Genomic DNA, 23,762 nt, shown 5'->3' on the forward strand with positions numbered 1-23,762 from the left:
TTGCACTGCGAAGGCATACATTCCGACGTGCAGCAATTCGATGCGCTACAGCGACTAGCCATCGCGCAATGCCAAGGCTCGTATGTGCGAGCTGATTTATTGGCAACGGGTGCCCAGCGGCCAACCGAGAGAAAGCCGTTGGTAAGCGCTTGCACGACAATTATCGATGGGGCGCGGCGGACAAATGGCCGACGTCACCTTCGCCTCGTTTGAGCGCGCCCGTGTCCGGGACCTTGCCTTGCGCGATCAGGCACGTGGCCTGGAATAGCCCGGGAAACAGAAGCCGATAGCTGATGGTGCCACCGCGCCGCGCAATCAGGCGCTCGATGTCGGGCCATGTATCGGCGTCCAGCGCTTCTGCGAACGCTCCCTGGCTTGGCGATTTCGTGAAGTCGCGGGGAATCTGGAACCCGCTGAGCAGAGCACTGAAAGGAAGCATGGAAAGGGTGGCAGCATCCGGGTCCACGTCGGATGGCTCGACGACGAACTGGACCGATCCGCCACCCAGTAAAAACTGCCGAAACTCCATGGGGTCTGGACGTTCAACAATCGTCATGGACGGGTCCCTCTTTCTTCGGACGCCTGCCTCTTTCTTGTACCTTACGAAGTCAAACAGTTGAGTGAAAGCAAGCATTTTCGACAGGTCATGGGCATGTCGCCGGCGGGCGATTCGTGTTGCCGGGTGCGACTGACATTCACAATATGTAGACGCCTCCAATGCGCAGCACTCTGCCGTCATGAAGGGCGCTCACTTGACGTGGGTGGCGATCTTGCTGCCGTGTATGCGGTCAAGCAACCAGGGCAGGGTGACCGCGAGCAGATAGAACTTGGACGCGAAGTATTTGTTGTCCAGGAATTTGCGATTTGTATCCAGCCAGGCCGGCGCGCCCGGCATCACGTCGCGCGCTCGTTCGGCAAAGGCGCGAACCTGGTCAAAACGCCGGCTGGCGAGTCCGCGCAGGTCGAAACGGAAACTGCCCTTGGATACCACGTAGGGCAGCTCCTTGAAGTGCCGCGCGATGTACTTGCGCATCAACACCTTGTTCACTCCGCCGGGGCCTATCAAGTTGTCATCGGGTACGTGGTTGAAAACCCAGTCGCGCAACTGTTCGTCGCAATAGGGGTAGGCCAGCCGCAGCGATACGGCCTTGGCCATATACATTCCCTTGGCAAGCATGCTCGATTCCAGGATGGTGCACGTAATACGACGTATGGCTTCCTTCGATTGGGCCGCGCCGATGTCGGAGCGAAACGACTCGATGCGCTGCCGCGAGCGGGCCGATATGTCGCAACCGAACAAGGCGTCCACTTCCTCGTCACTGAAACGCGAGCCAGGGAAATATCGCTCGAAAGGATCCATCTGCAGGGTCGACAGCACAAAGCAAAGCTTGAAGTTGCGGCTCACCAGGCTGGAGGTGAACAGTTCCTGCGGTAAACGGATGCCTTGCGCCAACAGCGCCAGCAAATGGTCCATGCGATGCAAAGGCGTTCCAAAATACTGGTCCGCGCCGAGGCCGTCGATGATGCCGTCGCCGCCCCGTGCGTGAACTTCCGTCGCCAGGTCGGCGTAGGACAGTGCGGCAAAATCGGCGGTCAGCAGGGGCAGGCGCGGGAGCACCGCGAGGTAGCGATCGTAGGCGCGCTCCGGATTGCATTCCAGCGACTCATGACGCAAGCCTAGCCTTTTGGCGACCAGCCGTGCCGAGGCAATTTCATTTTCCTCGCTACCGCCCAGATAGGTGAAGCAGGTGGTGTCGGGGCGCGTTTCGGCCAGCGCGATGGCCAAGGTGGTGGAATCCTTGCCGCCGCTTTGCAGCAGCCATGGAGCACGCATATTTGCCGTGGTGCGAGCGATCGAATTGCACAGCAGGCAGTGATACGTCTCAAGCAATTTGTGTACGTCGAGCGCCCCGGGTGGTGGGCGCGACGGCGCCAAGGCCGACTGAAAGCGGTAGTGGTACTGCGGAGCGATGTGCATGTCTTGCGCCGGATCGAAACCCGTCCCAGCCAGCTTCACATTCCGATAGATGGAATGCGGGGGATAGACGAACGAATTTCGCAACAGGTCGGCGAGCGAGACGGGATCCACCAAGACCTCTTCGCCTTGGAGCTTGTCGAGCGGCGAAAAGTCGACCTCGCCCTGATAGGGGGAGGTGTCGATCTGGACGTTGGACCGATCGCAGGTCCCGGAGCTTAAAGTGAAGCTCGTTGCTTCAATGGAGAGCGTGTCTATCTGGGAGTCTTTCATGGCTCGAAACTCTCAACCGTGACGGATCCACTTGCGCAGGCAACGGCGAAGGTGTCGCGCCAAGCCCATCACATGAGCTGCGTACAGCTGTCCCGTGCTCAACAGGCCCTGCTTATGCAAGGTATTGCGCACATCCACGGCAGCCAGGTACATGGCCGTTAGATCGCCGCTCAGTCCGCCCGCTCCGAAGGGAGGTTTGTGCCAGGAGGCCAGCACCTGGTTGAGCCGCGCGCAGCGATGGCCGGACAACAGGATCTGTGCCCATAACAGGAAGTCCTCGGCGCGACGCCGGTTCTCGTCGAAGCGAAACGGCACGTCTCGACGCAGCATGATCGATGCCGTTGGGAACGAGCGGCGGAACAACGAGAAGCCTCGCCGGGAGATCCGGCATTCAATCGGATAGCACAGGGCCGGTGCGAGGGCATAGCGTGCCTGCACGTTCATGTCGTGGGCGATCAGGGCAATCCGCGGGTCGTCGTTCACGGCTTCCATCTGCAAGCGCAGCTTGTGTGGATGCCAGCTGTCGTCGGCGTCCAGAAAGGCCACCCATGGCTGGGTGGCATGGGTCCAGCCCCAGTTGCGGGCCGCTGCAGGGCCTCGGTTTCCGGGCATGGCCAGCACCTTGATCCAGCCCGGCGGATACTGCAGCGCGATAGCTTTCAGCTGTGCCAGCGTGCCATCGCCGCTGCCATCGTCGACCAGCAGCACCTCCGCCGGACGAAACTTCTGGCTGGCCACCGAACTAACGGCTTGCGCGATGGTGTGCGCGCATTGAAAGCAGGGCACCACTACGCTGACCGGCGCCAGGGCTCGCTGGTTGAGTTTCCTGATTCGGTGGATTATCGACGCCGCGGGGCGGCCGGTTCCTTCTGCGCTGCCCAGGATCAATCGATAGGACATAAAGGCGCTCCCGCACCGCGTTACGCATGTGCGCCATAGGTCATAAACCACCACTGGCGACGCATGGCATCGCGGGTGGCGCATCCCCTATTAGCTGGTACCGGGCGGTAGTGTGATCCTAGTAGCGGTTCTGTCGAATTGGGGTATAGGCGCGGGTACTCCATCGGATGGGCTGCGTGAACCTGCTGGGCATGCTCCAGCCCGCCACCTGGACCCAAGGTGGCCATAATCCTTAAGCGGCTTTTGGACTTTCATAGCCAAGGCGCTGCCGCAGCCGTGGCGTTGCAAAGTCCAGGAATGCACGCAACTTCAACGGGATGTGGCGCTGTCTCGGATACACCAGGCTGGCCGGCATGGGCGCGGGTTCGAATGCTTGAAGCAGCCGTACCAATGCGCCGGATTTCAATGCATCGGCGACTTGGTCCGAGAGGACGCGCGCAATGCCGGCATCCGCGATAGCGGCAATGACCGCCGCTTCTGCCGAATTCACGGTGAGGCGCGATGCCACTTGGATCACTTGAGTACTTCGTTCGAAGCGAAACTCCCACTTATCCGCGGCCGAGTAACCCTCATAGGTAATGCATTCGTGTGAGGTGAGATCGTGCGGGTCCTTGGGGACGCCATGCGATGCCAGGTAGGCGGGGCTTGCGCAATGCACGCGACTGATCAGTGCGATGCGGGTGGCGATGATATCGCTATCTGGAAGCTCGCCCAGGCGGACGGCGACATCCACATGTTCCTCGAGCAAGTTGCTCACGCGATCGCTCAACTGGATGCGTGCACGCACCTTCGGATAAGCCTGAAGAAACTCGACCAAGACAGGGACTACATGATGGCGGCCGACAACCAGCGGCGCACTGACGACTAGCTCCCCCTGGGGCGCTCGATACTCGCCGGTTGCCGTGCGCTCGGCTTCCATGAGGTCTTCCAGGATGCGCCGGCATGCAGCGACGTAGTCGCGGCCCGCATCGGTCAGGGTGAGCTTGCGCGTGCCTCGCAGCACTAGGCGCACACGCAAGTGTTCCTCCAATTCCGATACGCGGCGGCTAACGGTGGCCAATGGAATATGCAGTTGGCGACTGGCTGCGGAAAGGCTGCCGGAGTCCACCGCCGCGAGGAGGATTCTCATGGCTTCGAGTCGGTCCATAGCCTCTCACTGCTGGAAGGGTTCTTACCAAATTTACCGGCTAGTGGGCTCACCTGGAAGGGTCTAATTTTGCGCGCATCCGGCCAACCCATGCAGCAACGCGTTCCTGTTGATGACCGGTACCTCTGGCAACACACAACCCAACCCCACGAAGCATTGAGAAACCAGTCATGAAAAAGATCGAAAAAGTTCGTTACACCGGCCTTACTCATACCAAGGTCAACCGCGATCCCGCCCTTCAGCGTGGCGAGCACGGCGTTGTCGACATGAAGCTGTCGACACCGGGTGGGCAAAGCTACGAGTTCATCGCCGCCGAGTTGCATCCCACTGCCGAACAGCTGTTCGCGGGGGCATGGTCAGCCTGCTGGATCGCTGCCCTCGGTATCGCAGCCTCGTTGAAGAAGGTCGCGCTGCCGCAAGACACGACGGTGAACATCCAGGTCAGCATCGGTGAAAACGGCCCGGCGTGGGTGCTTGGCGCCAAATTCAATATTCGCATTCCGGGCGTGAATCAGGCCGTTGCCGAAGCGCTTGCCCATGCGGCGCATCAGATCTGCCCTTACTCCAAGGCAGTGGAAGGCAATATCGAAGTCGCCATGGACGTTGTCACGGCTTGAAGCGTGGCCAAGCCGGTTCGTTGAGCCATTGGCGACGAACCGGCTAACGGCCGACTCAACCGAGTTATTCAGATTCATCCCCCCAATCCCTGTAAGAAACGCATCATGAAAAAGATCGAAAAAATCCACTACACCGGCCAAACCCTCACCAAGGTCAACCGTGATCCCGCGCTTCAACGCGGCGAACACGGCGTTGCCGACATCAAGTTGTCGGCCGCGGGTGGGGAAAACTACGAGTTCATCGCCGCCGAACTGCACCCCACCGCCGAGCAGTTGTTCGCAGGCGCATGGTCGGCTTGCTGGATCACCGTCCTGAATATCGTTGCCTCGACCAAGAACATCACACTGCCTGAAGACACGACGGTTGATCTCCAAGTCAACATTGGCGAGAACGGCCCGGCTTGGGTCCTTGGCGCCAAATTCACTCTTCGTATTCCGTGCATGGAGCAGGCCGCCGCGGAAGCGCTTGCCCATGCTGTCCACCAGTTCTGCCCGTACTCCCAGGCAACGAAGGGCAATATCGAAGTTGTTACGGAAGTGATCACGGCATGAAGCCCGGCCAAGCCGGTTCGTCGCGTCATCGCGGCGAACCGGCTCACGGCGAGCTTAAAGACGACGCTCTCCAGTTCCACCTTCCTTGGAGTTAAGACTTATGAAAATTGAGAACGCAACCGTTCTAGTCACCGGAGCCAATCGCGGGCTCGGCCTGGTATTTACGCGCGAGCTGCTTGCGCGAGGCGCCCGCAAGGTCTACGCCGGTGCGCGCGATCCGGCAACCATTACGCAAGTCGGCGTTCAGCCGCTGCGACTAGACGTCACCAACGCACGCGAGGTGGCGGCAGCCGCAGAACTGGCGCCGGACGTGACGCTGGTGATCAACAACGCCGGCATCGCTCAGACCGGCGGCTTTCTCGCAGCGGACAGCGAAGAGGTCACGCGACGCATCTTCGAGACCAATTTTTTTGGCATGTTGAGCGTGAGCAAGGCCTTTGCGCCGATCCTCAAGGCCAACGGCGGTGGCGCGTTGCTCAATGTGCTGTCGGTCGTCTCGTGGATCAGTGGCTCAATGGCCGCCTATTCGGCAAGCAAGTCCGCCGCCTGGTCGCTTACCAATGCCTTGCGTCTCGAATTGGCGGCACAGAAGACGCAAGTAATGGCGCTGCATATGGGCTTCGTCGATACCGACCTGGCACGGGGTTTCGATGCCCCCAAGTCCAGTGCCGAAGAGATCGTCAAGCGCGCGCTTGATGGACTCGAATCGGGCCTGGATGAGGTGTTGGCCGACGAGCGCTCCCTGCAGGTGAAGCAAGGCCTGACCGCGGCCAGGCCGATCTATTTGCCACAGACCCCCTGAAGCAGGCATCCGATCGCCGGGCCCGCCCTCTACCGACCACACTTTTCGAACCGTCTGTACTTACCGAGTAGCCCTCATGCTTTTCGAGCCTTTCACCACCACGTCGATTCAGCTCGCCAATCGCACGGTTATGGCGCCGATGACGCGCAATCGCGCCGTTGACGCCAACATCCCTAATGCGCTGATGGCCGAATACTACGGCCAGCGGTCATCAGCGGGCCTGATCATCGTCGAGGGAACTTCGCCTTCATCCAACGGCCTTGGCTACGCACGCATGCCTGGGCTGTTCAATGATGCGCATGTACGCGGATGGAAGTTGGTCACCGATGCGGTCCATGCCAAAGGCGGCAAGATCTTCGTGCAGCTCATGCATGCGGGGCGTGTGTCACATGTAGCGAACCTTCCTGTCGGCGCGGAAGTGCTCGGCCCGACGGCCGATGCATCGCCCGGTCAGATGTACACCGACAACCTGGGTATGCAGCCGCGCAGTACTCCGCGAGCGATGAGCAAATCCGACCTCGACCATGCGATCGGTGAGTATGCGAAGTCCGCTCAACTCGCCATCGAAGCGGGATTCGACGGTATCGAGTTGCATGCCGCGAACGGCTACCTGATCGAGCAATTCCTGAACGCCAATGTCAATCAACGGACTGATGATTACGGCGGCAGCATCGACGCCCGTAATCGCTTCGCGCTTGAAGTTGCTCGGGCCACAGCCAGCGCTATTGGTGCCCATCGCGTCGGGATCCGACTGTCACCCTACGGCGTGTTCAATAGCACGGGCGCGTTTCCCGATGTCGAGGCGCAATATGTCGCGCTCACTCAGGAGCTGTCGAGACTTGGCTTGCTGTACGTCCATGTGCTGGATCATTCGGCCATGGATTCGTACATGGGCGCGCCGCAGGTGCCTGCCGAGTTCAAATTACGGCTACGCGCTGCGTTCCAGGGCTTGTTTATTCTTGCAGGCGGCTTCGACCGCACAAGTGCTGAAGACGCGCTTAGGGCAGGGCATGCAGATCTCATCGCTTTCGCGCGCCCGTTCCTAGCCAATCCTGACCTGGTCGAGCGCATGCGCGCGAATCAAGCGCTGAATGCCGTAGACATGGCGACGTTGTACACCCCCGGTCCCAAGGGTTACACCGACTATCCTGTGCTGGCGGCCTGATCGATGCCGTTTGGAGGATCCAGGGTGATGATCAGTTGGGCTGCTTGTATGTGTCGCCGTTGCTCGCTCGAACGCAGGTAGCCGCGTTAGCTGATCCAGATCAGGGCAGCCATGCCTTTGGCAGTACAGCATAAGAGCCTGCCCTGCTTCATGGCTGGCCATGGCCTCCTGGTATCCCTGGATCGTTTTGCTGCATCTTTCCTGTGCCATCGTGTTTGTTGGGGCGGCGGCCTTTGAGGTATTCGTGCTGGAAGCGCTGCACAAGCGCATCGGCCCCGAAGCCCTGCGGCAGATCGAGCATGCCGTCATGGCGCGGGTACGCAGCTTCATGCCCATCGTCGTGTTGCTCCAGTTTTTGAGCGGCGGCATGCTGTTTGACCTGCGTTGCAATGGCCTGAGCTGCGTTGGCGCGCGTTTCAGTTATTTCCTCCTTTTGAAGGTCGCTCTTGCCTTGATGGTTCTTGGCATATTCATCAGTGCGGTGTGGGCGGGAGCCCAGGGGCGCATGAATGCATGCCGCTTCCGCCATACGCACCGCATCGTGCTGTTCTTGATGGTGGTTATCGTCTTCCTTGCGAAGACGATGTTCTACTTGTAAAGCGCTTATCGCTTCAGTAAAGGCAGCTTGTCGGGGACGCCATCCCATTTGGCCGCGTCTTCCATCGCAGGAATTTTGCGGGTAAGCACCGGCCACTCCAACGCCAGCTCCGCGTTGATGCGCAGGAAGCCTTCCTGACCGGCGGGCAAGTCAAGCTCAGGGTAGATGGCGCCCACCGGGCACTCCTCCACGCACAACGTGCAATCGATGCATTCGTTCGGGTCGATCACCAGAAAGTTGGGCCCTTCGTGGAAACAGTCCACTGGGCACACTTCGACGCAATCGGTGTGTTTGCAGTTGATACAGTTTTCGGCAACGACGTGGGTCATGCTGCAAGTGCGCCTAGATGGGGTTTGGATGCCTTTCTTGGTTTGCCGATACGGGGCGCAAATATCAGCTCAAGCTGCCGACGATTCCAGCAAACAGGCCAAGTCCGGCTGTCGCGGCTATGGTGATTGCCACGATGGCGGCATAAATTCCCTTGAGGCGGTGGGCTTCCGGCAGAGCGCGGCGAGCCAGCATGAAAAGGAAGCCGAGAACCACCGGAAGCAGCAGCGCGTTCATGACCTGCACGGCCACGCTCAACTTGACCAGATTGATGCCCGATGCCACCAGGGTGCCTCCGAGGGCCAGGATCAGCGTGTAGAAGCCATAGAACCAGGGGGCTTCTTGGGGGCGAAGGGCAAGGGAGTGCTTGAAGCCCAACACCTCACCCAGCGCACGTGCCGCGGTCAGCGTGACCACGATAGTCGCCACCAGCGACGCCCCGATCATGCCCGATGCAATGGCCACGGTACCGGTCCATGCGCCGAGAAACGGCGTCATCGCGTGCACGATCTGCTGCACTGTGTCCAGTGGACGCCCAGGGTCGCTACGTCCGATCGTCGCGCCGACAGCGATCAGCACAGCAGCCATGATCAGCTGGGTTATCACCGATCCGATCGCCGTATCCCAGCGTGCCGCGCGAAGCTCGTTCAAACCCAGGCCTTTCTCCGCTATCGAGGACTGCTGGTAGAAAACCATCCACGGCATGATGACCGCGCCGATGTTCGCTGCGACGAGGTAGAGATATCTGCCTTGCGAGGGCGGGGCGATCAGTGCTTGCGAAACCATGGCCGTGACGTCGGGTCTTGCCTGCCAGGCGACATACAGGAATACGCATTCGAGCAGGCCGACGGCCAATGCAATGCGTTCCACCGTCAGGTAGGAGCCACGCCAGGCCATGATCGTGAGCCCGAGGACGACGATGGCCACACTGATCCCGGGACGGATGCCGAACAGCATTCCCACGCCGGCTATGCCACTTAATTCGGTACAAAGCGCGCCGACACAGGCAAGCAGCACGGACGCTACGGAAACCCATGCCCAGGCCGGCCCGAAGTGCAGGCGGATGGCGTGACCGTGCCCTTGGCGCGTGAAAATGCCGAGTCGAACGGTCAGCTCCTGGACCACGAACAGCACCGGGATCATCAGCGCCTGCAACAGCAACAGGCGGTATCCGGTTTCAGCGCCGCTTTGCGCGGCGGTAATGACGCTACCGGCATCCGTATCGGCCAGCATCACGACCATGCCGGGCCCCGCCGTCATGGCAAAGCGTAGCAAACGGGATGTCGGCCGTGGCAACGCGACGACGCTTATCGATGGCATGGGGGGTACTTGCGCCGGATGGAACTTCGCACGGAGGCCACCTGGTACGGACTTCAGTCCTTCACCAACTGCCGCTGCCTGGCGGCAGCACATCGGCCCATCCAGTACAGTGCCGGCGTTTAGGGGTGCCTGCGCACGAGACACGCTCGTGCCCACATGGTTTGGCGTTACCTGGGAACCTGCCGACGATGACCCTTAGCTCGTACATTCGCCCGCCCATTGGTCTTGCGGCAAACAAAAGACCGCGGTCGTAAGCTTGCTGCTTCAGCTCTTTCGCGGCGGCGCCGACGTGGCTGAAAATCCCATCGAAACAGAGGGACATCGAGATACTCCCAGGTGTCATGGATCGGAGGCTTTTGGAGCCCTGTGTCCGCCGGGAAAAGGGGGCTGGTGGTGCAGCCCCTTTTCGGGGAATGGGCGAAAGTTCAATCGCTCCGCGCAGCTATCGCCGCGACAGTGGGAACGCTTTCCGGCTGCGCTTGCTGGTCACGCAATTTGAGCAGCTTGCTGATGAAGTCCCAGGCCATCAGCAGGGCGCCCAGCGCGAACACGATGTCGCCGGGCATGCGCATCCATTGCCAGAAGCTGGTGGTGTCGTAGAACTGCAGGCTGCGCGCGTAGGCGTACCCATGCGTGTAGACCGCTTCCAACTGTTTCCATCCGACTGGATAGAAATTGAGTGCGATCCACATCGCCACGCCGGTGTTGTAGAGCCAGAACGCCCACACGCCTACACGGTCATTCCAAGCCCGGTCGCCGGTGAGGTAGCGCAGAACCATATAGAGAAGGCCGATGGCCAACAGGCCAAAGGCGCCGAACATGGAGGTGTGCGCATGATTGAGCGTGAGAAAGGTCGCGTGCTCGTAGTAGTTGATGAGCGGAGCGTTCAACGTGCCGCCACCGAATACGCCCGCGCCGACGAAATTCCAGAATGCGGCACCAAGGATGTAAAGATAGGCGAGCTTGTAGGGAAAGCGCTGTTTTTTCTGGATGTGCTGATGCTGTTCGATCGCCTCCAGCACCAGCAGCACCAGCGGAAGCACCTCGATGAACGAGAACATGCTGCCTACCCCGACCCACAGTCCAGGTTCGCCCGCCCAGTAAAGGTGATGACCGGTGCCGAGCACGCCGCCGATGATGATCAGTATCCATTCGAACAGCACGGCACGCTCGACCATCTGGCGCGACACCAGGCCAAGCGCCATCAGGAAGTAGCCCGTCACTGACGCGGTGAATAGCTCGAAGGCCAGCTCTACCCACAGATGCACCACCCACCAGCGCCAGAAATCGGTGATCGAGAACGAGGGGTTGGGTGCACCCAGGGGGATCATGCCGAACACATACAGCAGGGCCACGCTCAAGGTGCTGACCCAGAGCAGATGCTCGATGCGGAACAGCCCATACAGCGAACGGCCACCCTGCCGGTAGAGCGTTGCTAGCGTGGGCCAGAATGCACGCAGCAGCACCAGGCTCCACACCGCCAGGCCGGCGAAGAACAGGATCTGCCAGAACCGTCCAAGCTCGAGGTAGGAAAGTCCCTGGTTGCCGAACCAGAACCATTGCTTGTCCACCAGGCCCATGATGCCCAGATAGTCGCCCGTCAAGGCACCGGCCACGATCACCACCAGCACCCAGAAGATCAGGTTGACCAGCAGTTTTTGCCCAGTGGGTTCGCGCTTGCCGATGAGCGGCGCCAGGAACAGGCCCGCGCCAATCCAGCTCACTCCGATCCATACGATCGGTGCCTGCAAATGGACGCTGCGAAGGAAGGCGAACGGCAACCATTTGCCGACGTCGATACCATAGAAGCTGACGCGGTCGGTGTAGTAGTGGGCCATGATCGAGCCAGCAAGGATCTGCACCAGCAACACACCCGCGACCACCAGGAAATACTTCCACAATGCCTTCTGGCTGGGCGTGGGTGCCTTGAAGCGATCGAGCGCCGGTTCAAAGGTCTCGTGGGCGGCCTTCGGTTCGATCCACAGGCGGAAGATCACCAGTACCGCGCCGATGGCAAAGAACACCATGGTGAAGGAAGCCCAGGTCCAGACGAAGGTCGATGAAGTAGGGGTATTCCCGACCAGGGGTTCGGACGGCCAATTACTGGTCCAGGAGTAGTCCTTGCCCGGGCGGCGGGCCACCGTGGTCAGCGACGAATAGAGCAGGAACGTGGCCGTCTGGCCGGCGCTGGCGGCGTCCAACGCGCGCGCGCCCGTATAGCCCTTGATGAAGTCGTCGCTGCGCAGCGATGTACTGATGCGCACGCGCAACGTGCCGATCGCGTTCGCTACCGCATCAGGCAGCACGACCTGCGCCTGGGTCAGGTCGATGCCCCTGAGCTGGGCCTGCATTTCGCTGGTGATCGCCGATTGCTGCTCGGCCGCGATCGCATCGAAGGGTTTGGCGTAGTGTGACAGGGCGAGATTGTTACGGACTTCCTTAGCCAGCTCCACCAGGTATTGGGCGGTGTAGTCTTCACCAAAGGCAGAGCCCATGCCGTAAAGGCTGCCATAGTCCATCAGGTCGGCCTTTTGAAAGCCGGCCTTGCCAGCCACGATGTCGGCATAACTCATGACCTGAGCGCCGTCGGGTGAGTTCATCCGTTGCGGTATGGGCGCCGACTGCTGGTAGGTGGTACGGGTCGCGGCAGCCATGCCCAGGCAGCAGGCTACGGTAGCCAATAGCAGGACCCAGATCAGGATCTTGCTGATACGGTCTTGCGGCCCGGCCTGGGCCTGGGCAGGAAGAGGGGAGATGCCCATCGAAGAGTCCCTGTTGGTGGAGGTGACAGGGCCCATGCTAGGCAGCCCGCTCAATCACCCCACTGATCTGGATCAGGGAAATGGGAAATTTTGGCTTGGACCTTCACGCAACCAGGCACCTGACGCGTCCAGGTCGCGCCAAGCGGCTGGTCGACGCGCTCTTATGCCCGGGGGCGATCAACTGCCATCGCCATGGTTGGCTTGCTGCGGCAGGCGTTCCTCTGCGATCTCCCGCAATCGCACCGGGTCCAACAGCTCCAGCTCGCGACCCTCGATGAGGATGAGGTTTTTCGCGCGAAAGCGAGTGAGCACCCGGCTGACCGTCTCCGAAGCAAGGCGCAGATAGTTCGCGATATCGCCTCGCGACATGCTCAGGTGAAAGCGCGTGCTGGAGAAACCGAGCGTGGCGTAGCGACTGGCAATATCCAACAGGAACGTGGCCACGCGCTGGTCGGCGCTATGGTCGCCGGCCAAGGAACTGACGGTGCCGATCTCCTTGCTGAGCATCCGGAACAAATGCTGCTGCACGGCCGGAATACGCCCGGCGAGCACGCTCATGGCCGGGAACGAAAAACGGCAAAAGAACGTGGTATCCAAGGCCACCGCATCGCAGGGAAAGCGTTCCGGATAGATCGCGTTGAGACCGACTACTTCACCTGGGAGATAAAATCCGAGCACCTGTTCGCGCCCCTCCTTGTCGGTGATGCAGGTCTTTACGGTGCCGCTACGCACGGCAAAGATCGTGCGGAACGGATCGCCCGCGCGGAAGACGTAATCGCCGGCCCGGAACGGCCCGACGTGCTCCACCAGGCACTGCAGCTCGCGCAAGTCGGGCTTGTTGAAACCCACTGTGAGGCAGGCTTCGGAGAATGCACAGGTTCCGCAGAAATGTGCCTCGTCGCCATCATCGGCGATCGGGTTTGGAGGGCCAGGTGATCGTCCTGGGGGAAGTTTCGAATGCATCGCGCATGACGCTCGTATCGGCTTTCAGATGGCATCGTACGCGACTAGAGCCGTGACTCCAAATTGAGTTCGGCGAAGGAAGCGGATCAAGAACGCGTACGCCATGGCCTAAGCCGAGCTGGCTTTCAAATACCGCGACCCGGTTCGCGAAATCTGCGCAAACCGGGGCATTCTTCCTTTTGTTCAGTTGCAGCTGACCGTTGCGCCGCTGGCATTGGTGCAACTGGCGCTGTGCGTGTAGCCCTGTCCCGGCGTGTAACTGGTGTTGCCTTTATAGGAAGCGCCACTGGCGTTGGTCGCGTTGGTGTTACGCGACGTCGCGCCGTTGCTGTTGGTTACGGCGGTGTTGTAGTTGCCATTCGGACCGCTAGCGCTGCGATTGTAGCCTTGACCTTGCGTATAAGTACCGCTGTGGTCATACGTCTGGCCGTTCGCATTGGTGGCGGTTGCGGTGTGGGTGGTTACCCCATTGGCCGTACTGGTCGAGGTTGCGTAGCTGCCATGCGGACCGCTGCCGCTGGACTGGCTGTTGCCTGACCAGCTGCCGTTAGTACCGCGCGAATACGATCCATTGCCCGCGAAGTTGCCACCGGCCGACGTATGGCCGGCATTGGAAAAATTGGCCAGGGCCGAGCCATCCGGGTTTTTGCTGTAGCTGTTGTGGCCGCTGAAATTGCCGCCATTCACACCATCGGCCCAGTGCCGGCCTTGATGCGTTGTGGCGCCGCCTGACCAGTTGGTGTAGCCGCCGCCTCCTGCACTGCCGTGCTCACCATGCGCATTCATTCCATGCAAGCGGGTTTGCGCCGAAGCGTTGGCGGCCACGCCAACAGCCGCAAACAGTACGGCGCCAGCCAATAGGGATTTCAAAGTGGGTAGTACGCGCATTCTCAAATTCACCTGCCAAAAAGGGGAGGTCGACATGACCAGTCCCGACGAGGAGCTATGCTGGATGAAGGATCTAACTAGGTTATGTAGGCCACGACGACAAATGTAAGCACGTGTTACAGCCATGCCTTGCTACGAAGCTTTGCTCGTCTCAAATCCATTCCAGCGCAAAAAAAAACACCACTTGCGTGGTGTTTGGATCAGCGTGAAGGGGGCAAGACGGCAGCAGGCGGGGGAGGGGACGGAGGTGCTGATGCCGTCTTGCCAAAAAGTGTGCTCAGTGGTCGGCGCGGCTGGCCGCGAAAGCCTTGATCTGGTCAAGCGTGATGTAGCCTTGGTGATTCGTGTCGATTTCGTCAAAATGCTGTGCGATGCGCGGCATGCCGGCCTTGGCCTCGGCCAGGCTGAGCTTGCCGTCATGATTGGTATCGGCGGCATCGAACCTCTGTTGCAGCATCTGCATCATCTGTTGCGCGCGCGGGGAGGAGATGTCGGTTTGCGGCGCGGCCATCGCGATGGCCGGGAGCAGCAACGCCGCCAGAAAGAGGGAATACGTTTTGCGCATGAAAAGGGTCCTGTAGCGAAGGGGTGGCCGCAGAGGGGGCCACGCCGGCCAGGGAAGTCGGCCGACAAAGATCATGCTAAGTGCGAGATGTGGGGCAAGTATTGCCCGCATGGACGAAGATGTTTCAGCTTGTAACAGCGCCTAAGCTACGGTATCCGCCATCGACCTGGTGAGCGATAACACCACACGCGCTTCCAGGCCGTTAGGCTGCCGGCGGATCAATTGCAGCCGGCCGCCATGCAAACGCGCCACACGATCGACAATGGCCAGCCCCAGTCCCGAGCCGCTGATGTTGGAGCGCCCGATATCGCCCCGCGTGAACGGCTGCAGCAAGCGCACCTCATCGCCTTCGGACAGGCCAGGGCCACGGTCGAATACCGCCAGCACGATCGTGTCGTGCTCCCTATAAGTGTGTACCTCCAGGCCGACCCCGCCGTACTTCACGGCGTTCTCCATCAGGTTCTGCACCAGCCGCATCATGGCGATCGGCCGGAATGACCAGGCCGGCAGTGGATCGAGCTGTAAGGTGAACACATGGCCACGTTCGGAAAACTCGAAGGCGAGCTGTTCCACCAAGGTGTTCAATTCGCCCTCGATCAGTCCTTCGTCGCTACTCACGCGGCCGAAGTCGATGAACTGGCCAATGATGGCATCGATCTGGTCGATATACTGGCCCACGGGCAATTCGCGACCACGCTCGTCAATCGCCAACATGAGCCGCAACTTGGCCAGCGGCGAGCGGATATCGTGCGAAATGCCGGCCAGCATGACGGTGCGGCTCGCTTCCATCTCTTCCAGGTTGTCCATCATGGCATTGAACTGCTTTGCCACGATCGCCAGTTCGGTGGCATGGTAGGTCGGCAAGCGCTCCGGCCGGCCGCCGGAGCCGACATTCTGCGCGGCGTTGGCAAGGTCGCGCAGTGGACTATTGATGCGCCGCTGGATCAACAGCGCGCCAAGCGCGGCGGAAACCGCCAGGCTAAACCACAGCACCAACGCCGAGGTGAGCCAACGATAAGGAAGCAGGGCGTTGATGGGCAGCTTGATCCAATAGGGCGCGCCACTGACATTCATGCGCACCCAGATCACCAGGCTCGGCGCACTGCTCAGGCGAAGGACGATTCCCCTGGCCAGGTTTCGCCGCACTTCTCCAATGAACAGCTTCGCCAAAGGCGTACGGTAGTCGGCATTCTCCGGTGGCGGCTCTGCGAGCTGGGCGCTGATCAAGCCGACGCGGTTCAATCGCGCCACATAGGCTTCGCGGTCATTCGCCGGAACCTGTGAAAGTGCTGCATCGAGCATGTTCGCCTGAGTGGCGACCAATTGCGCTACCTCGATGACCCGGGGGCGCTGGAGCAACAGGTAAAGCACGATCGTGGACATCTGTGCGACCGCAATCAATCCCAGTAGCAACAGCAGATTGCGGCTGAACAGCGAACGCGGCCACAGACGCAGCCTAAGCATGACCGCCATCCGGCGTGAACATATAGCCGACGCCCCATACCGTTCGGATATAACGCGGCGCGGCAGGGTCATCTTCTATCTTGCGCCTGAGACGCGAGATCTGTACGTCCAGGCTGCGGTCCATGGCCTCGTAATCCTTGCCTTTGACCTTGTCCTGCAGGTGATCACGGCTCATCGGACGGCGCGGATTGGCGGCAAACACACGCAGCAATTGAAATTCCATATTGGTGAGCGGAATGGCTTCGCCCTCACGCTGTAGCTCCATGCGCGAAATATTGAGCGTGAAGGGGCCAAATTCGGTGACCTCATCATTGCCCCACACCTGCGTGCTGTGCAGCATCTGCTGGCGGCGGCGCATTGCATTGAGCCGCGCCACCAGCTCGCGCGGTTCGGCTGTTTTGGGCAGGTAATCGTCCGCGCCCATTTCCAAACCGACAATGCGATCGACGGAGTCGCCACGTGCGGTCAGCATGAGAATGGGAATGGTCTGCCCGCTCGCGCGTAAGCGGCGGCAGACCGAAAGGCCATCTTCGCCCGGCATCATCAAGTCCAGCACCAAGGCGTCGAACGGCTCGCGCTGCAATAAACGATCCAGTTGCTCGGAACTATCGATGGCCTGGACCTGGAAACCGTTATCGGTCAGGTAGCGGCGCAGCATGTTGCGCAATTCAGCATCATCGTCCAGCACGATGACGCGCGGTGGGCGCTCGTTCACGGACCTAAGTCTCCCCCGTCTGTGTTACGGCGCGGCCATTATGCCACTCGCCTACCTCGGTACAGGCCGTCCGGTCGGCATGAATCCGATCGTCACGCCAGGCCGCAGGGCCATGGATTCTGGCATTTTTCCTAATAAGAACAATCATCTGGCTTGATGTCACAAGCTCTTACAAAGTCGGCGGCAGCGGACATTGCCAAGTTACGAGTCAGGACCAGGCTGTTCACCCAGCGCAAGACCTCCCGCTCGCTCCCGCCCTGACTCCGAGTACCGCCATGTCAAACTTCCTGCATCACTTCCAGTCGGTCCATATACCCGGCTTTCTACCGCTTGCCGCGGCCCTCGTCGCGATCGAAATGCTATGGCGCCTGCTGGTGGCCGGCAAGGGTTACAACTTTCTTAGCTCCGGCAGCACGCTGCTCATCGCCCTGGGCCACACCCTCACCGACGGCTTGACCGCGTTGATCCTCGCGCCGGTGTTTGGATTGGTTTGGCATTTCGCGCCATGGCATTTCTCCATGCATGACTGGCGTGTCTGGGTCATCGGCTTCTTTGTGGTGGAGTTCGCCTACTACTGGTACCACCGCCTGAGCCACGAAGTGCGCTGGATGTGGGCTAGCCACGCCGTGCACCACACGCCGGAGGAGATGACCTTGCTTTCGGCCATTCGCCTGGGCTGGACGAACCTGATCTCGGCCGGCTGGCTGGTGTATCTGCCGGTAATGTTCTTAGGGTTCGACCCGCGCATGGTCATCATCCTGCTTGCGCTGGATCTACGCTTCCAGTTCTTCCTGCACACCGAAGCGCGCGTCAACCTCGGTCCGCTGGAGTGGGTCCTCAATACGCCTGCGCACCACCGTGTTCATCACGCTTCCAATGCACCCTATATCGACAAGAACTACGGCGGCGCGCTGATCATTTTCGACCGCATGTTCGGCACTTTCGCGGCCGAACGCGAAGACGAGCCCCTGCGCTATGGCCTTGATCATCCGCTGGGCACGCATAACCCGATCGGGATCGTGTTTGGCGAATGGCGCCGCCTGCTGGCAGATCTTCGCCGTGCGCCCAACTGGTACGCAGCCGCACGCATCGCACTGGGCCGTCCCTAAATCCCGCTTGTCTATCCGTCCCCAAGAGAAATGCTTGTCATGAACACAAACCGTTACTTGCTTACAGCTGCATTTGCAGTGGGAATCAGCGTGCAGCTGCCTTCCGCCTACGCCGCCACTGTTGTCACTCATTCGGCAACACCAGCTTATGCCGCAACCACCGTTCATACGACCGGTCCCTATTGGGGCATTCAACCTGCTCCCTGTTGCTATACCCGTGTAGTAGTCGCTCCGACGGCAACTATTGCAGTGGCTCCTGTGGCGCCACCGCCGGCGCGAGTGGTGTACACATTGCCAACGGTAACCGTATATCCGACGGCGAAAGCCATCTACGTGCCCAGCACGCACAACTACGTGCCGTAAGCCAGGGAAGGAATTGTCCATGAAGAAACGAAGTGTATTGCGATGCGTGTTGCCGGTGCTTTGCATGATTGGTCTGGCTGGCTGTGCGACCACCGCGCCGGTTCAATACCGAAGCCTGGATTCCACCGCACAGTTGGCCCCGAACCCGCAGGACGAGAACGGACATATCCCGTTCTATTACTCCTCCCCGGATGCGCAGCTGGCCAGGTATACCCGGATCATGCTTGATACGGTAACGGTCTACGGCGGCGAAGATCAGCAGTTCGGAACGCTGAGTGCGGACCAAAGGCAGCAGCTTGCCGACTGCATGCAGACGCAATTCAGCCAGGTGCTCGGGCAGAAGTATGCGCTGACATCGGTCGCCGGACCGGACACCCTGCGAATCCATCTCACCCTAACCGGCGCCTCTTCCAGCGCGCCGGTGCTGGGCACGGTCCAGCAGATCGTGCCGGTTGGCGCAGTGCTTGGCACCCTGAAAAGTGCGGCCGATAAACCGTCCAGGTCGCTCGGATCGGTCACCTATGCCGTGGAAATCTATGACAGCCAAAGCGATCGATTGCTGCGGGCGTTTGTCACCAAGCAGTACCCGGCGGCTGAAAACATCTCCGCCAGTCTGGGCACCTTGAGCGCTGCCGAAACAGGCATCAAGAAAGGCGCCAAGGCGTTGTTGACGCAGCTCCAGTGAAGACTCCGATTTCACACTACACGGCCGAGTACGCCCGTCAGGAAAAAGGGCAGGGTGCGTTGGCATCCGTGCCCTTTTTGCCCCGGGTCTTGCAAAAGCGCTTGCTTGCATCTATACCGGCGCGAGCGTCGCCGCCATCCACCGCCCGCCCGGCGCGGCACGACCAGGGACGTGCCACCTCGTGTTGACACCGAAGTGGAGGCTTACCATGTGCGATCAACTCACCCGCGATCATGTCGTGCCATCGCGCCGTCGATTTCTGGAAGCCGGTCTGGGACTGCTGGCATTGGGCTTCCTTCCTCCCCTGAACGCTTATGCGGATGCCTCGCCACCGCAGAACGCCATCTCACCCGATGCGGCACTACGCCGGCTGATGCAAGGCAATGCGCGCTATGCCGCCAACCAGCTCGGCGCCAAGGATTTCTCTTCCGGACGCGCGGCGCGTGCGAAGGCGCAATACCCTATTGCCGCCATCCTGGGCTGCGCCGATTCGCGCGTGGCGCCGGAACTGGTGTTCGATCAGGGGCCGGGCGATATTTTCGTCATACGCACGGCCGGTAATTACCTCAGCGCTGACGGCCTGGCCAGCCTCGAATACGCGGTAGGCGTGCTCAAGACACCGCTGATCATGGTGCTGGGACATTCCGAATGCGGCGCGATCAAGGCGACGATCAACGAGATCAAACAGCCGGCGCCGCTACCCGGACATATCTGGGACATCGTCGACGCGGTACGTCCGGGCGTCGCCACAGCGGTAGGGGCCGGCGGCACCGATATGCTCGCCAAGGCAATTGGCGCCAACGTGGATTACAACGTGTTGCGCGTAGCTTCTGCGCAGCCTGTGATATCTGAAGCCGTTCGCAGTGGCAGTGTCAAAGTGGTGGGTGCGGTGTATGAGCTGGCCACTGGCAAGGTCTTGGTCCGCCAAACCTAGTCAACGTTGAGCGTGCATGCCCGAACCGTATGCAACGAGCGCCTCATAGGCAGCATCAAGGTCCGCGCGTGTATGGGCAGTGTGTCTAGCAGCGTTGGCGGTCGGTTCGTCACATAGAAAGGCGAGTACTCGATCCACCACCGATGCGTCACGCAGTACGCGCCGATGCCCGAGTCCGCGTGTCACCACGAGTTGCGCCGAAGGCCATGAATCGGCCAGTGCATTCGCCTGCGCCAGCGGCACGTCATAGTCTTGCTCATCGTGGATCACCAGCAGGCGTCGCCATTTGTGCGAGTCTTCCAAAGTGGTGATATCCAGAAAGGACCAGGGATGGCCCAGCCAATGTTCCACCTTGCGGACGAAACTGGCGATGACCTCTTCGGTGGTGCCAAGCATGCGTGCGAAATCGGCGACGGCGTGCTGCGGCTGTGCAAACGGTGCGACGAAGACTATGTTGGCCGGCGCTTTCCATCCGGCGCGCAGCGCCAGCGATACAGCGGTGCAGCCGCCGGAATGGGCAATGATGCCGACGATGGCTGATTCACGAGCCGTCACGGTTTGCAGCGCATCGGCGAATTCGAAGAAGGTCACCCGCCGGCCACCGTGCCGGCTGTTGGCCGACGCGCCATGCGCAGGCGCGTCGAAGGCAACGACGCGAAATCCGGCCTGGCGTAGTGGAGCAACGAACGCGCTCATCTGGCCGGCATGGCCTCCCCAGCCATGCAGCAGGACGACTGTCGGGCCATCCTCGCCCCAGGCCCACGCCGCTACGCGCTGACCATGCACATCAAACGAAATACATGAGCCCTGATTCAATAGGGCTTGCTCCGTCTCGCGCGGCTTTCGCCGCGGTGCCGCGAACCAGATGCGATCCATCAAGGTGGCGGCATAGCCAGGATGGATGGCCGCAAGCAGTCGCATGCCGGCACGCAACATATGCAGCTGATAGCTGGGCAAGATCCAGCTTGGTGTCCCGGTAGGGTTTGCCGACATGGCTTTTGTCCATGATGGGTTGGCATGCACACTTGTGCGGTCAATGGATGCTAGCAATCGCCGTCGGCGGCTGGATCGGGCGCGATGGACAGAATGATGGTCGAGTTCGCCAATCCCATGGTGTCAGAACACGCTGACGTCGATGGCCTTGAAGCGCTTGCGGAAAGCGGCGGGCGTCAGCTGCGTGCGACGGGCAAACAATCGCGAGAACGTTGCCACATCGAGATAACCCACTTCGGACGCTACCTGGGCCACGCCGAGCGTGGTGGTCTCAAGCAGCAGCTTGGCTTTTTCCACCCGCAGGTCCTGCAGCAATTCAAGCGGCGAACGCCCCGTTTCCGCACGGAACTTGCGCAGCAGGGTGCGGCTGGAAAGATTGAATGCCTCTGCCAGCGTTTCCAATCGATAGCGCTCGGTGATGCGTTGTTCAAGCCAAGCGCTGACCGCGCGTGCGAAGGACTCGCGCCGCCGGTGGCTGAGGCGACGGTCCAAGTAAGTCGCCTGACTGCGCGGACGGTGATCGATAAGACTGAAACGGCCCACGGCACGGGCCAGGCTGGTGCCCGCGCAGTCACGGATCAATTGCAGGGCAAGATCGCCATAGGCCGTGAATGCGCCCGACGTAACGATCTCGCCAGCACGGACAAGCACCGCATCGGGAATCACTTCGACCTTGGGGTAACGCCGAGCCATTTCCCCGGCAAACGCCCAGGCGGTGGTGGCCTGTCGCCCGTCCAAAATGCCCGCATCAGCCAAGAGCAGACTGCCGCCGCAAATGGAGGCCACCTTGCGTTGCCCTGCGGCACGACGAATGAGGGCTTTTTCCTCGTCGAGGTCGGCAAGTGCCGAGGCGATGTCATCGGCGCTGTTGATATCGAAGGCAGGCACCACCAACAAGTCGAAGGGCGATGGCGCCGCAACCAATAGCTGCGTGCCACCCGCAAGGCGAACCTGCCCGGCACGCGTACCGATGATCGTCACAGAGAAGGGCGGCGGCGCATCCGGCGTGCGCATCATGCTGATGCGGTTGGCCACCAGCAGGATGTCCGACAGGCCAAGCACCTCGGCACCCATGCATCCGTCATAAGCAAGAATGGCGACGCGCATGTTGGTTTCCTTCGATCGTACGATGCAGCAAGCGTGGCGATTTTGCCCTGGGCGTCAAGCATGCCATTGGCTTGGTGCGCGCGTGGTGGTCCGCCGTCGTTTCAAAAATAGCTAATCTTTTCAGTATGCTGCTGGGAGGCCGTAAGTGTAGCCATGGCGGCTGAGCCAACAAGATTGGCGCGATCGCCCATGTTACCTGCTGATACGTGGCGAAATGGCCCTTTGATCTGTCGCTGCCACCCAGTGACCGCCTACGACAGCGAACCTACGCTGGCACTTCTCGTTTACTTGACTAGCGCCATGCATCAGCTGACGAGCACTTGCTCCCTCCCCTACGTGTACCTGATTAGCGTCGAGTCTCAGCTGGTGATTTAGACAGGGGAGATCCTGGCGGCGTTCTCTGTGGAGGCGCCGCCATGCCTATGAATCGCGTGCAGTTTCAGCCTGGATTGTCTTTATCTGCGTTCTTTCGCCGCTACGGTACCGAAGAGCAGTGTCTGGATGCCTTAGTCCAAGCCCGCTGGCCTCGTGGTTTTGTCTGCCCGCGTTGCGAGCATAGGCAGGCATCGCGGTTTCAACGAGGTCGCCAATGGTTGTGGCAATGCACGCGCTGCCGCACGCAGACGAGCGTGACGGCCGGTACGCCGTTGGCTGTAACAAAGCTGCCATTGCGAACATGGTGGCTAGCCATCTACCTAGTGACCCAGTCCAAAAATGGCATCGCCGCCTTGGAGTTAGCGCGCCAACTGGGCGTGTGTTACCGCACGGCCTGGCGCATCAAGCACACGTTGATGGCCGTGATGGCCGACCGAGAGGCTTCCCGCCAGCTCACCGGTATGGTGCAGATCGATGATGCCTACCTGGGCGGCGAGCGAGCACGTGGGCCGGGGGAGCCGCAGTGGGACAACAAGATCCCTTTTATTGCCGCCATCGCGACTCGAAAGGGTGAGCCGACGGTGGCTCGGTTCGATATCGTCTCCAGTTTTCGGCGCAGCGTGGTGCATGAATGGGCGCAACAGGTCTTAGCACCCGGGGCTTGTGTCGTGAGCGATGGCTTGACGGCCTTTACCGGCGTGACCTGGGCCGGCGTGCCGCATGAGCCCATCGTGACCGGCCGCGGTCGCAAAGCTGCCGGCGAACCCCGATTGAATTGGGTCAACACGCTCCTGAGCAACCTCAAAACCGCGCTCAGTGGCACCCATCACGCGCTGAAATTCGCCAAATACGCCACACGCTACCTGCACGCGCATGCGTATCGCTTCAATCGACGCCTGGATCTACCCGCCATGATCCTGCGCCTGGCCGGAGCGCTCGTGAAATCCTGCCCGAGGACCGAGCAGGATTTACGAAACCCAGCTGAGACTCGACGCTAATCAGGTACGTGTAGTAGGGGAGGGCTGGGGTGGGGTGAAGCAACCTCGCGGTGAACTTCAACAGTGCGGCAAGCTCGTGCAACCCCACCCCAACCCTCCCCTGCAAGCACCTGATTAGCGTCGAGTCTCAGCTGGTGATTTAGACAGGGGAGATCCTGGCGGCGT

At 60.6% G+C, this 23,762-nt stretch carries 24 protein-coding genes; 10 read left to right on the forward strand and 14 right to left on the reverse strand.

Features of this window, described 5'->3' with window-relative positions; all coding sequences use genetic code 11:
* Window positions 1–160: 160 nt before the first annotated feature.
* The 4 genes from QQJ96_RS17320 to QQJ96_RS17335 all read right to left on the reverse strand — a co-directional run bounded on the left by QQJ96_RS17320 (window position 161) and on the right by QQJ96_RS17335 (window position 4,277).
* The gene (locus QQJ96_RS17320) at window positions 161–556 is read right to left on the reverse strand and encodes a hypothetical protein (RefSeq protein WP_284333277.1); all 396 of its coding nucleotides are present in this window, start codon (window positions 554–556) and stop codon (window positions 161–163) included.
* 192 nt (window positions 557–748) lie between these two features.
* The gene (locus tag QQJ96_RS17325; RefSeq protein ID WP_284333278.1) at window positions 749–2,248 is read right to left on the reverse strand and encodes an asparagine synthase-related protein; all 1,500 of its coding nucleotides are present in this window, start codon (window positions 2,246–2,248) and stop codon (window positions 749–751) included.
* Window positions 2,249–2,260: 12 nt separating this feature from the next.
* Complete coding sequence (locus tag QQJ96_RS17330; RefSeq protein WP_284333279.1) at window positions 2,261–3,148, reverse strand: glycosyltransferase family 2 protein; 888 nt, start codon at window positions 3,146–3,148, stop codon at window positions 2,261–2,263.
* A gap of 232 nt (window positions 3,149–3,380) precedes the next feature.
* A complete protein-coding gene (locus tag QQJ96_RS17335) occupies window positions 3,381–4,277 on the reverse strand; it encodes a LysR family transcriptional regulator (protein ID WP_284333280.1) in 897 nt (298 codons plus the stop codon).
* 188 nt (window positions 4,278–4,465) lie between these two features.
* On the opposite strand from QQJ96_RS17335, the gene QQJ96_RS17340 reads away from it, so the two are divergent.
* The 5 genes from QQJ96_RS17340 (at window position 4,466) to QQJ96_RS17360 (ending at window position 8,029) form a co-directional block, all read left to right on the forward strand.
* Window positions 4,466–4,912, forward strand: a complete 447-nt coding sequence (locus QQJ96_RS17340) for an Ohr family peroxiredoxin (protein ID WP_284333281.1) — start codon at window positions 4,466–4,468, stop codon at window positions 4,910–4,912.
* Between the two features lie 105 nt (window positions 4,913–5,017).
* Window positions 5,018–5,464, forward strand: coding sequence for an Ohr family peroxiredoxin (locus QQJ96_RS17345; protein WP_284333282.1), 447 nt, complete (start codon window positions 5,018–5,020; stop codon window positions 5,462–5,464).
* 100 nt (window positions 5,465–5,564) lie between these two features.
* On the forward strand, window positions 5,565–6,266 hold the full coding sequence (locus QQJ96_RS17350; RefSeq protein WP_284333283.1) for an SDR family oxidoreductase: 702 nt from the start codon (window positions 5,565–5,567) through the stop codon (window positions 6,264–6,266).
* A gap of 76 nt (window positions 6,267–6,342) precedes the next feature.
* Window positions 6,343–7,431, forward strand: a complete 1,089-nt coding sequence (locus QQJ96_RS17355; RefSeq protein ID WP_284333284.1) for an alkene reductase — start codon at window positions 6,343–6,345, stop codon at window positions 7,429–7,431.
* Between the two features lie 187 nt (window positions 7,432–7,618).
* Window positions 7,619–8,029 (forward strand): hypothetical protein, encoded by a 411-nt coding sequence (locus QQJ96_RS17360; RefSeq protein WP_284333285.1) that lies wholly within the window; start codon window positions 7,619–7,621, stop codon window positions 8,027–8,029.
* A gap of 5 nt (window positions 8,030–8,034) precedes the next feature.
* On the opposite strand, the gene fdxA is transcribed toward QQJ96_RS17360, so the two are convergent.
* The 8 genes from fdxA to QQJ96_RS17400 form a co-directional block, all read right to left on the reverse strand.
* The gene (gene fdxA, locus QQJ96_RS17365) at window positions 8,035–8,358 is read right to left on the reverse strand and encodes a ferredoxin FdxA (protein ID WP_284333286.1); all 324 of its coding nucleotides are present in this window, start codon (window positions 8,356–8,358) and stop codon (window positions 8,035–8,037) included.
* 64 nt (window positions 8,359–8,422) lie between these two features.
* Window positions 8,423–9,616, reverse strand: a complete 1,194-nt coding sequence (locus QQJ96_RS17370; RefSeq protein ID WP_284333287.1) for an NRAMP family divalent metal transporter — start codon at window positions 9,614–9,616, stop codon at window positions 8,423–8,425.
* 485 nt (window positions 9,617–10,101) lie between these two features.
* Complete coding sequence (locus QQJ96_RS17375) at window positions 10,102–12,438, reverse strand: nitric-oxide reductase large subunit (protein ID WP_284333288.1); 2,337 nt, start codon at window positions 12,436–12,438, stop codon at window positions 10,102–10,104.
* Window positions 12,439–12,615: 177 nt separating this feature from the next.
* Entirely contained in the window at window positions 12,616–13,401 is a 786-nt protein-coding gene (locus QQJ96_RS17380; RefSeq protein ID WP_284333289.1) for a helix-turn-helix domain-containing protein, read from the reverse strand.
* Window positions 13,402–13,584: 183 nt separating this feature from the next.
* On the reverse strand, window positions 13,585–14,325 hold the full coding sequence (locus tag QQJ96_RS17385) for a hypothetical protein (RefSeq protein ID WP_284333290.1): 741 nt from the start codon (window positions 14,323–14,325) through the stop codon (window positions 13,585–13,587).
* A 241-nt stretch (window positions 14,326–14,566) separates the two neighbouring features.
* Window positions 14,567–14,854, reverse strand: coding sequence for an EF-hand domain-containing protein (locus QQJ96_RS17390; protein ID WP_284333291.1), 288 nt, complete (start codon window positions 14,852–14,854; stop codon window positions 14,567–14,569).
* Window positions 14,855–14,995: 141 nt separating this feature from the next.
* Window positions 14,996–16,318 carry an ATP-binding protein gene (locus QQJ96_RS17395; RefSeq protein ID WP_284333292.1) on the reverse strand — a complete coding sequence of 441 codons (1,323 nt, stop codon included), beginning with the start codon at window positions 16,316–16,318 and terminating at the stop codon, window positions 14,996–14,998.
* A complete protein-coding gene (locus QQJ96_RS17400; RefSeq protein ID WP_284333293.1) occupies window positions 16,311–17,033 on the reverse strand; it encodes a response regulator in 723 nt (240 codons plus the stop codon). The genes QQJ96_RS17395 and QQJ96_RS17400 overlap by 8 nt, the downstream gene beginning before the upstream one ends.
* 275 nt (window positions 17,034–17,308) lie before the next feature.
* On the opposite strand from QQJ96_RS17400, the gene QQJ96_RS17405 reads away from it, so the two are divergent.
* From QQJ96_RS17405 to QQJ96_RS17420, 4 genes are all read left to right on the forward strand, one after another.
* Window positions 17,309–18,142 (forward strand): sterol desaturase family protein, encoded by an 834-nt coding sequence (locus QQJ96_RS17405; RefSeq protein WP_284333294.1) that lies wholly within the window; start codon window positions 17,309–17,311, stop codon window positions 18,140–18,142.
* 39 nt (window positions 18,143–18,181) lie between these two features.
* Window positions 18,182–18,505, forward strand: coding sequence for a hypothetical protein (locus QQJ96_RS17410; RefSeq protein ID WP_284333295.1), 324 nt, complete (start codon window positions 18,182–18,184; stop codon window positions 18,503–18,505).
* A 19-nt stretch (window positions 18,506–18,524) separates the two neighbouring features.
* On the forward strand, window positions 18,525–19,190 hold the full coding sequence (locus QQJ96_RS17415) for a DUF3313 domain-containing protein (protein WP_284333296.1): 666 nt from the start codon (window positions 18,525–18,527) through the stop codon (window positions 19,188–19,190).
* Between the two features lie 208 nt (window positions 19,191–19,398).
* The gene (locus QQJ96_RS17420) at window positions 19,399–20,124 is read left to right on the forward strand and encodes a carbonic anhydrase (protein WP_284333297.1); all 726 of its coding nucleotides are present in this window, start codon (window positions 19,399–19,401) and stop codon (window positions 20,122–20,124) included.
* Here the strand turns inward: QQJ96_RS17420 and QQJ96_RS17425 are convergent, their stop codons facing one another.
* The gene (locus QQJ96_RS17425) at window positions 20,125–21,117 is read right to left on the reverse strand and encodes an alpha/beta fold hydrolase (RefSeq protein WP_284333298.1); all 993 of its coding nucleotides are present in this window, start codon (window positions 21,115–21,117) and stop codon (window positions 20,125–20,127) included.
* Window positions 21,118–21,240: 123 nt separating this feature from the next.
* Entirely contained in the window at window positions 21,241–22,224 is a 984-nt protein-coding gene (locus tag QQJ96_RS17430) for a GlxA family transcriptional regulator (protein WP_284333299.1), read from the reverse strand.
* Between the two features lie 416 nt (window positions 22,225–22,640).
* Here QQJ96_RS17430 and QQJ96_RS17435 point away from each other — a divergent pair, with 416 nt between their 5' ends.
* Complete coding sequence (locus tag QQJ96_RS17435; protein ID WP_284333300.1) at window positions 22,641–23,597, forward strand: IS1595 family transposase; 957 nt, start codon at window positions 22,641–22,643, stop codon at window positions 23,595–23,597.
* Window positions 23,598–23,762 lie beyond the last annotated feature (165 nt).

The sequence above is a fragment of the Dyella flagellata genome (assembly GCF_030160275.1).
Lineage (GTDB): Bacteria > Pseudomonadota > Gammaproteobacteria > Xanthomonadales > Rhodanobacteraceae > Dyella_B > Dyella_B flagellata.

Coding starts and splice junctions, on each gene's coding strand:
- QQJ96_RS17320 (WP_284333277.1), bottom strand. CDS start 556: ATGACGATTGTTGAACGTCCAGACCCCATGGAGTTTCGGCAGTTTTTA.
- QQJ96_RS17325 (WP_284333278.1), bottom strand. CDS start 2,248: ATGAAAGACTCCCAGATAGACACGCTCTCCATTGAAGCAACGAGCTTC.
- QQJ96_RS17330 (WP_284333279.1), bottom strand. CDS start 3,148: ATGTCCTATCGATTGATCCTGGGCAGCGCAGAAGGAACCGGCCGCCCC.
- QQJ96_RS17335 (WP_284333280.1), bottom strand. CDS start 4,277: ATGAGAATCCTCCTCGCGGCGGTGGACTCCGGCAGCCTTTCCGCAGCC.
- QQJ96_RS17340 (WP_284333281.1), top strand. CDS start 4,466: ATGAAAAAGATCGAAAAAGTTCGTTACACCGGCCTTACTCATACCAAG.
- QQJ96_RS17345 (WP_284333282.1), top strand. CDS start 5,018: ATGAAAAAGATCGAAAAAATCCACTACACCGGCCAAACCCTCACCAAG.
- QQJ96_RS17350 (WP_284333283.1), top strand. CDS start 5,565: ATGAAAATTGAGAACGCAACCGTTCTAGTCACCGGAGCCAATCGCGGG.
- QQJ96_RS17355 (WP_284333284.1), top strand. CDS start 6,343: ATGCTTTTCGAGCCTTTCACCACCACGTCGATTCAGCTCGCCAATCGC.
- fdxA (WP_284333286.1), bottom strand. CDS start 8,358: ATGACCCACGTCGTTGCCGAAAACTGTATCAACTGCAAACACACCGAT.
- QQJ96_RS17370 (WP_284333287.1), bottom strand. CDS start 9,616: ATGACGGCGGGGCCCGGCATGGTCGTGATGCTGGCCGATACGGATGCC.
- QQJ96_RS17375 (WP_284333288.1), bottom strand. CDS start 12,438: ATGGGCATCTCCCCTCTTCCTGCCCAGGCCCAGGCCGGGCCGCAAGAC.
- QQJ96_RS17380 (WP_284333289.1), bottom strand. CDS start 13,401: ATGCATTCGAAACTTCCCCCAGGACGATCACCTGGCCCTCCAAACCCG.
- QQJ96_RS17385 (WP_284333290.1), bottom strand. CDS start 14,325: ATGTCGACCTCCCCTTTTTGGCAGGTGAATTTGAGAATGCGCGTACTA.
- QQJ96_RS17390 (WP_284333291.1), bottom strand. CDS start 14,854: ATGCGCAAAACGTATTCCCTCTTTCTGGCGGCGTTGCTGCTCCCGGCC.
- QQJ96_RS17395 (WP_284333292.1), bottom strand. CDS start 16,318: ATGCTTAGGCTGCGTCTGTGGCCGCGTTCGCTGTTCAGCCGCAATCTG.
- QQJ96_RS17405 (WP_284333294.1), top strand. CDS start 17,309: ATGTCAAACTTCCTGCATCACTTCCAGTCGGTCCATATACCCGGCTTT.
- QQJ96_RS17410 (WP_284333295.1), top strand. CDS start 18,182: ATGAACACAAACCGTTACTTGCTTACAGCTGCATTTGCAGTGGGAATC.
- QQJ96_RS17415 (WP_284333296.1), top strand. CDS start 18,525: ATGAAGAAACGAAGTGTATTGCGATGCGTGTTGCCGGTGCTTTGCATG.
- QQJ96_RS17420 (WP_284333297.1), top strand. CDS start 19,399: ATGTGCGATCAACTCACCCGCGATCATGTCGTGCCATCGCGCCGTCGA.
- QQJ96_RS17425 (WP_284333298.1), bottom strand. CDS start 21,117: ATGTCGGCAAACCCTACCGGGACACCAAGCTGGATCTTGCCCAGCTAT.
- QQJ96_RS17430 (WP_284333299.1), bottom strand. CDS start 22,224: ATGCGCGTCGCCATTCTTGCTTATGACGGATGCATGGGTGCCGAGGTG.
- QQJ96_RS17435 (WP_284333300.1), top strand. CDS start 22,641: ATGCCTATGAATCGCGTGCAGTTTCAGCCTGGATTGTCTTTATCTGCG.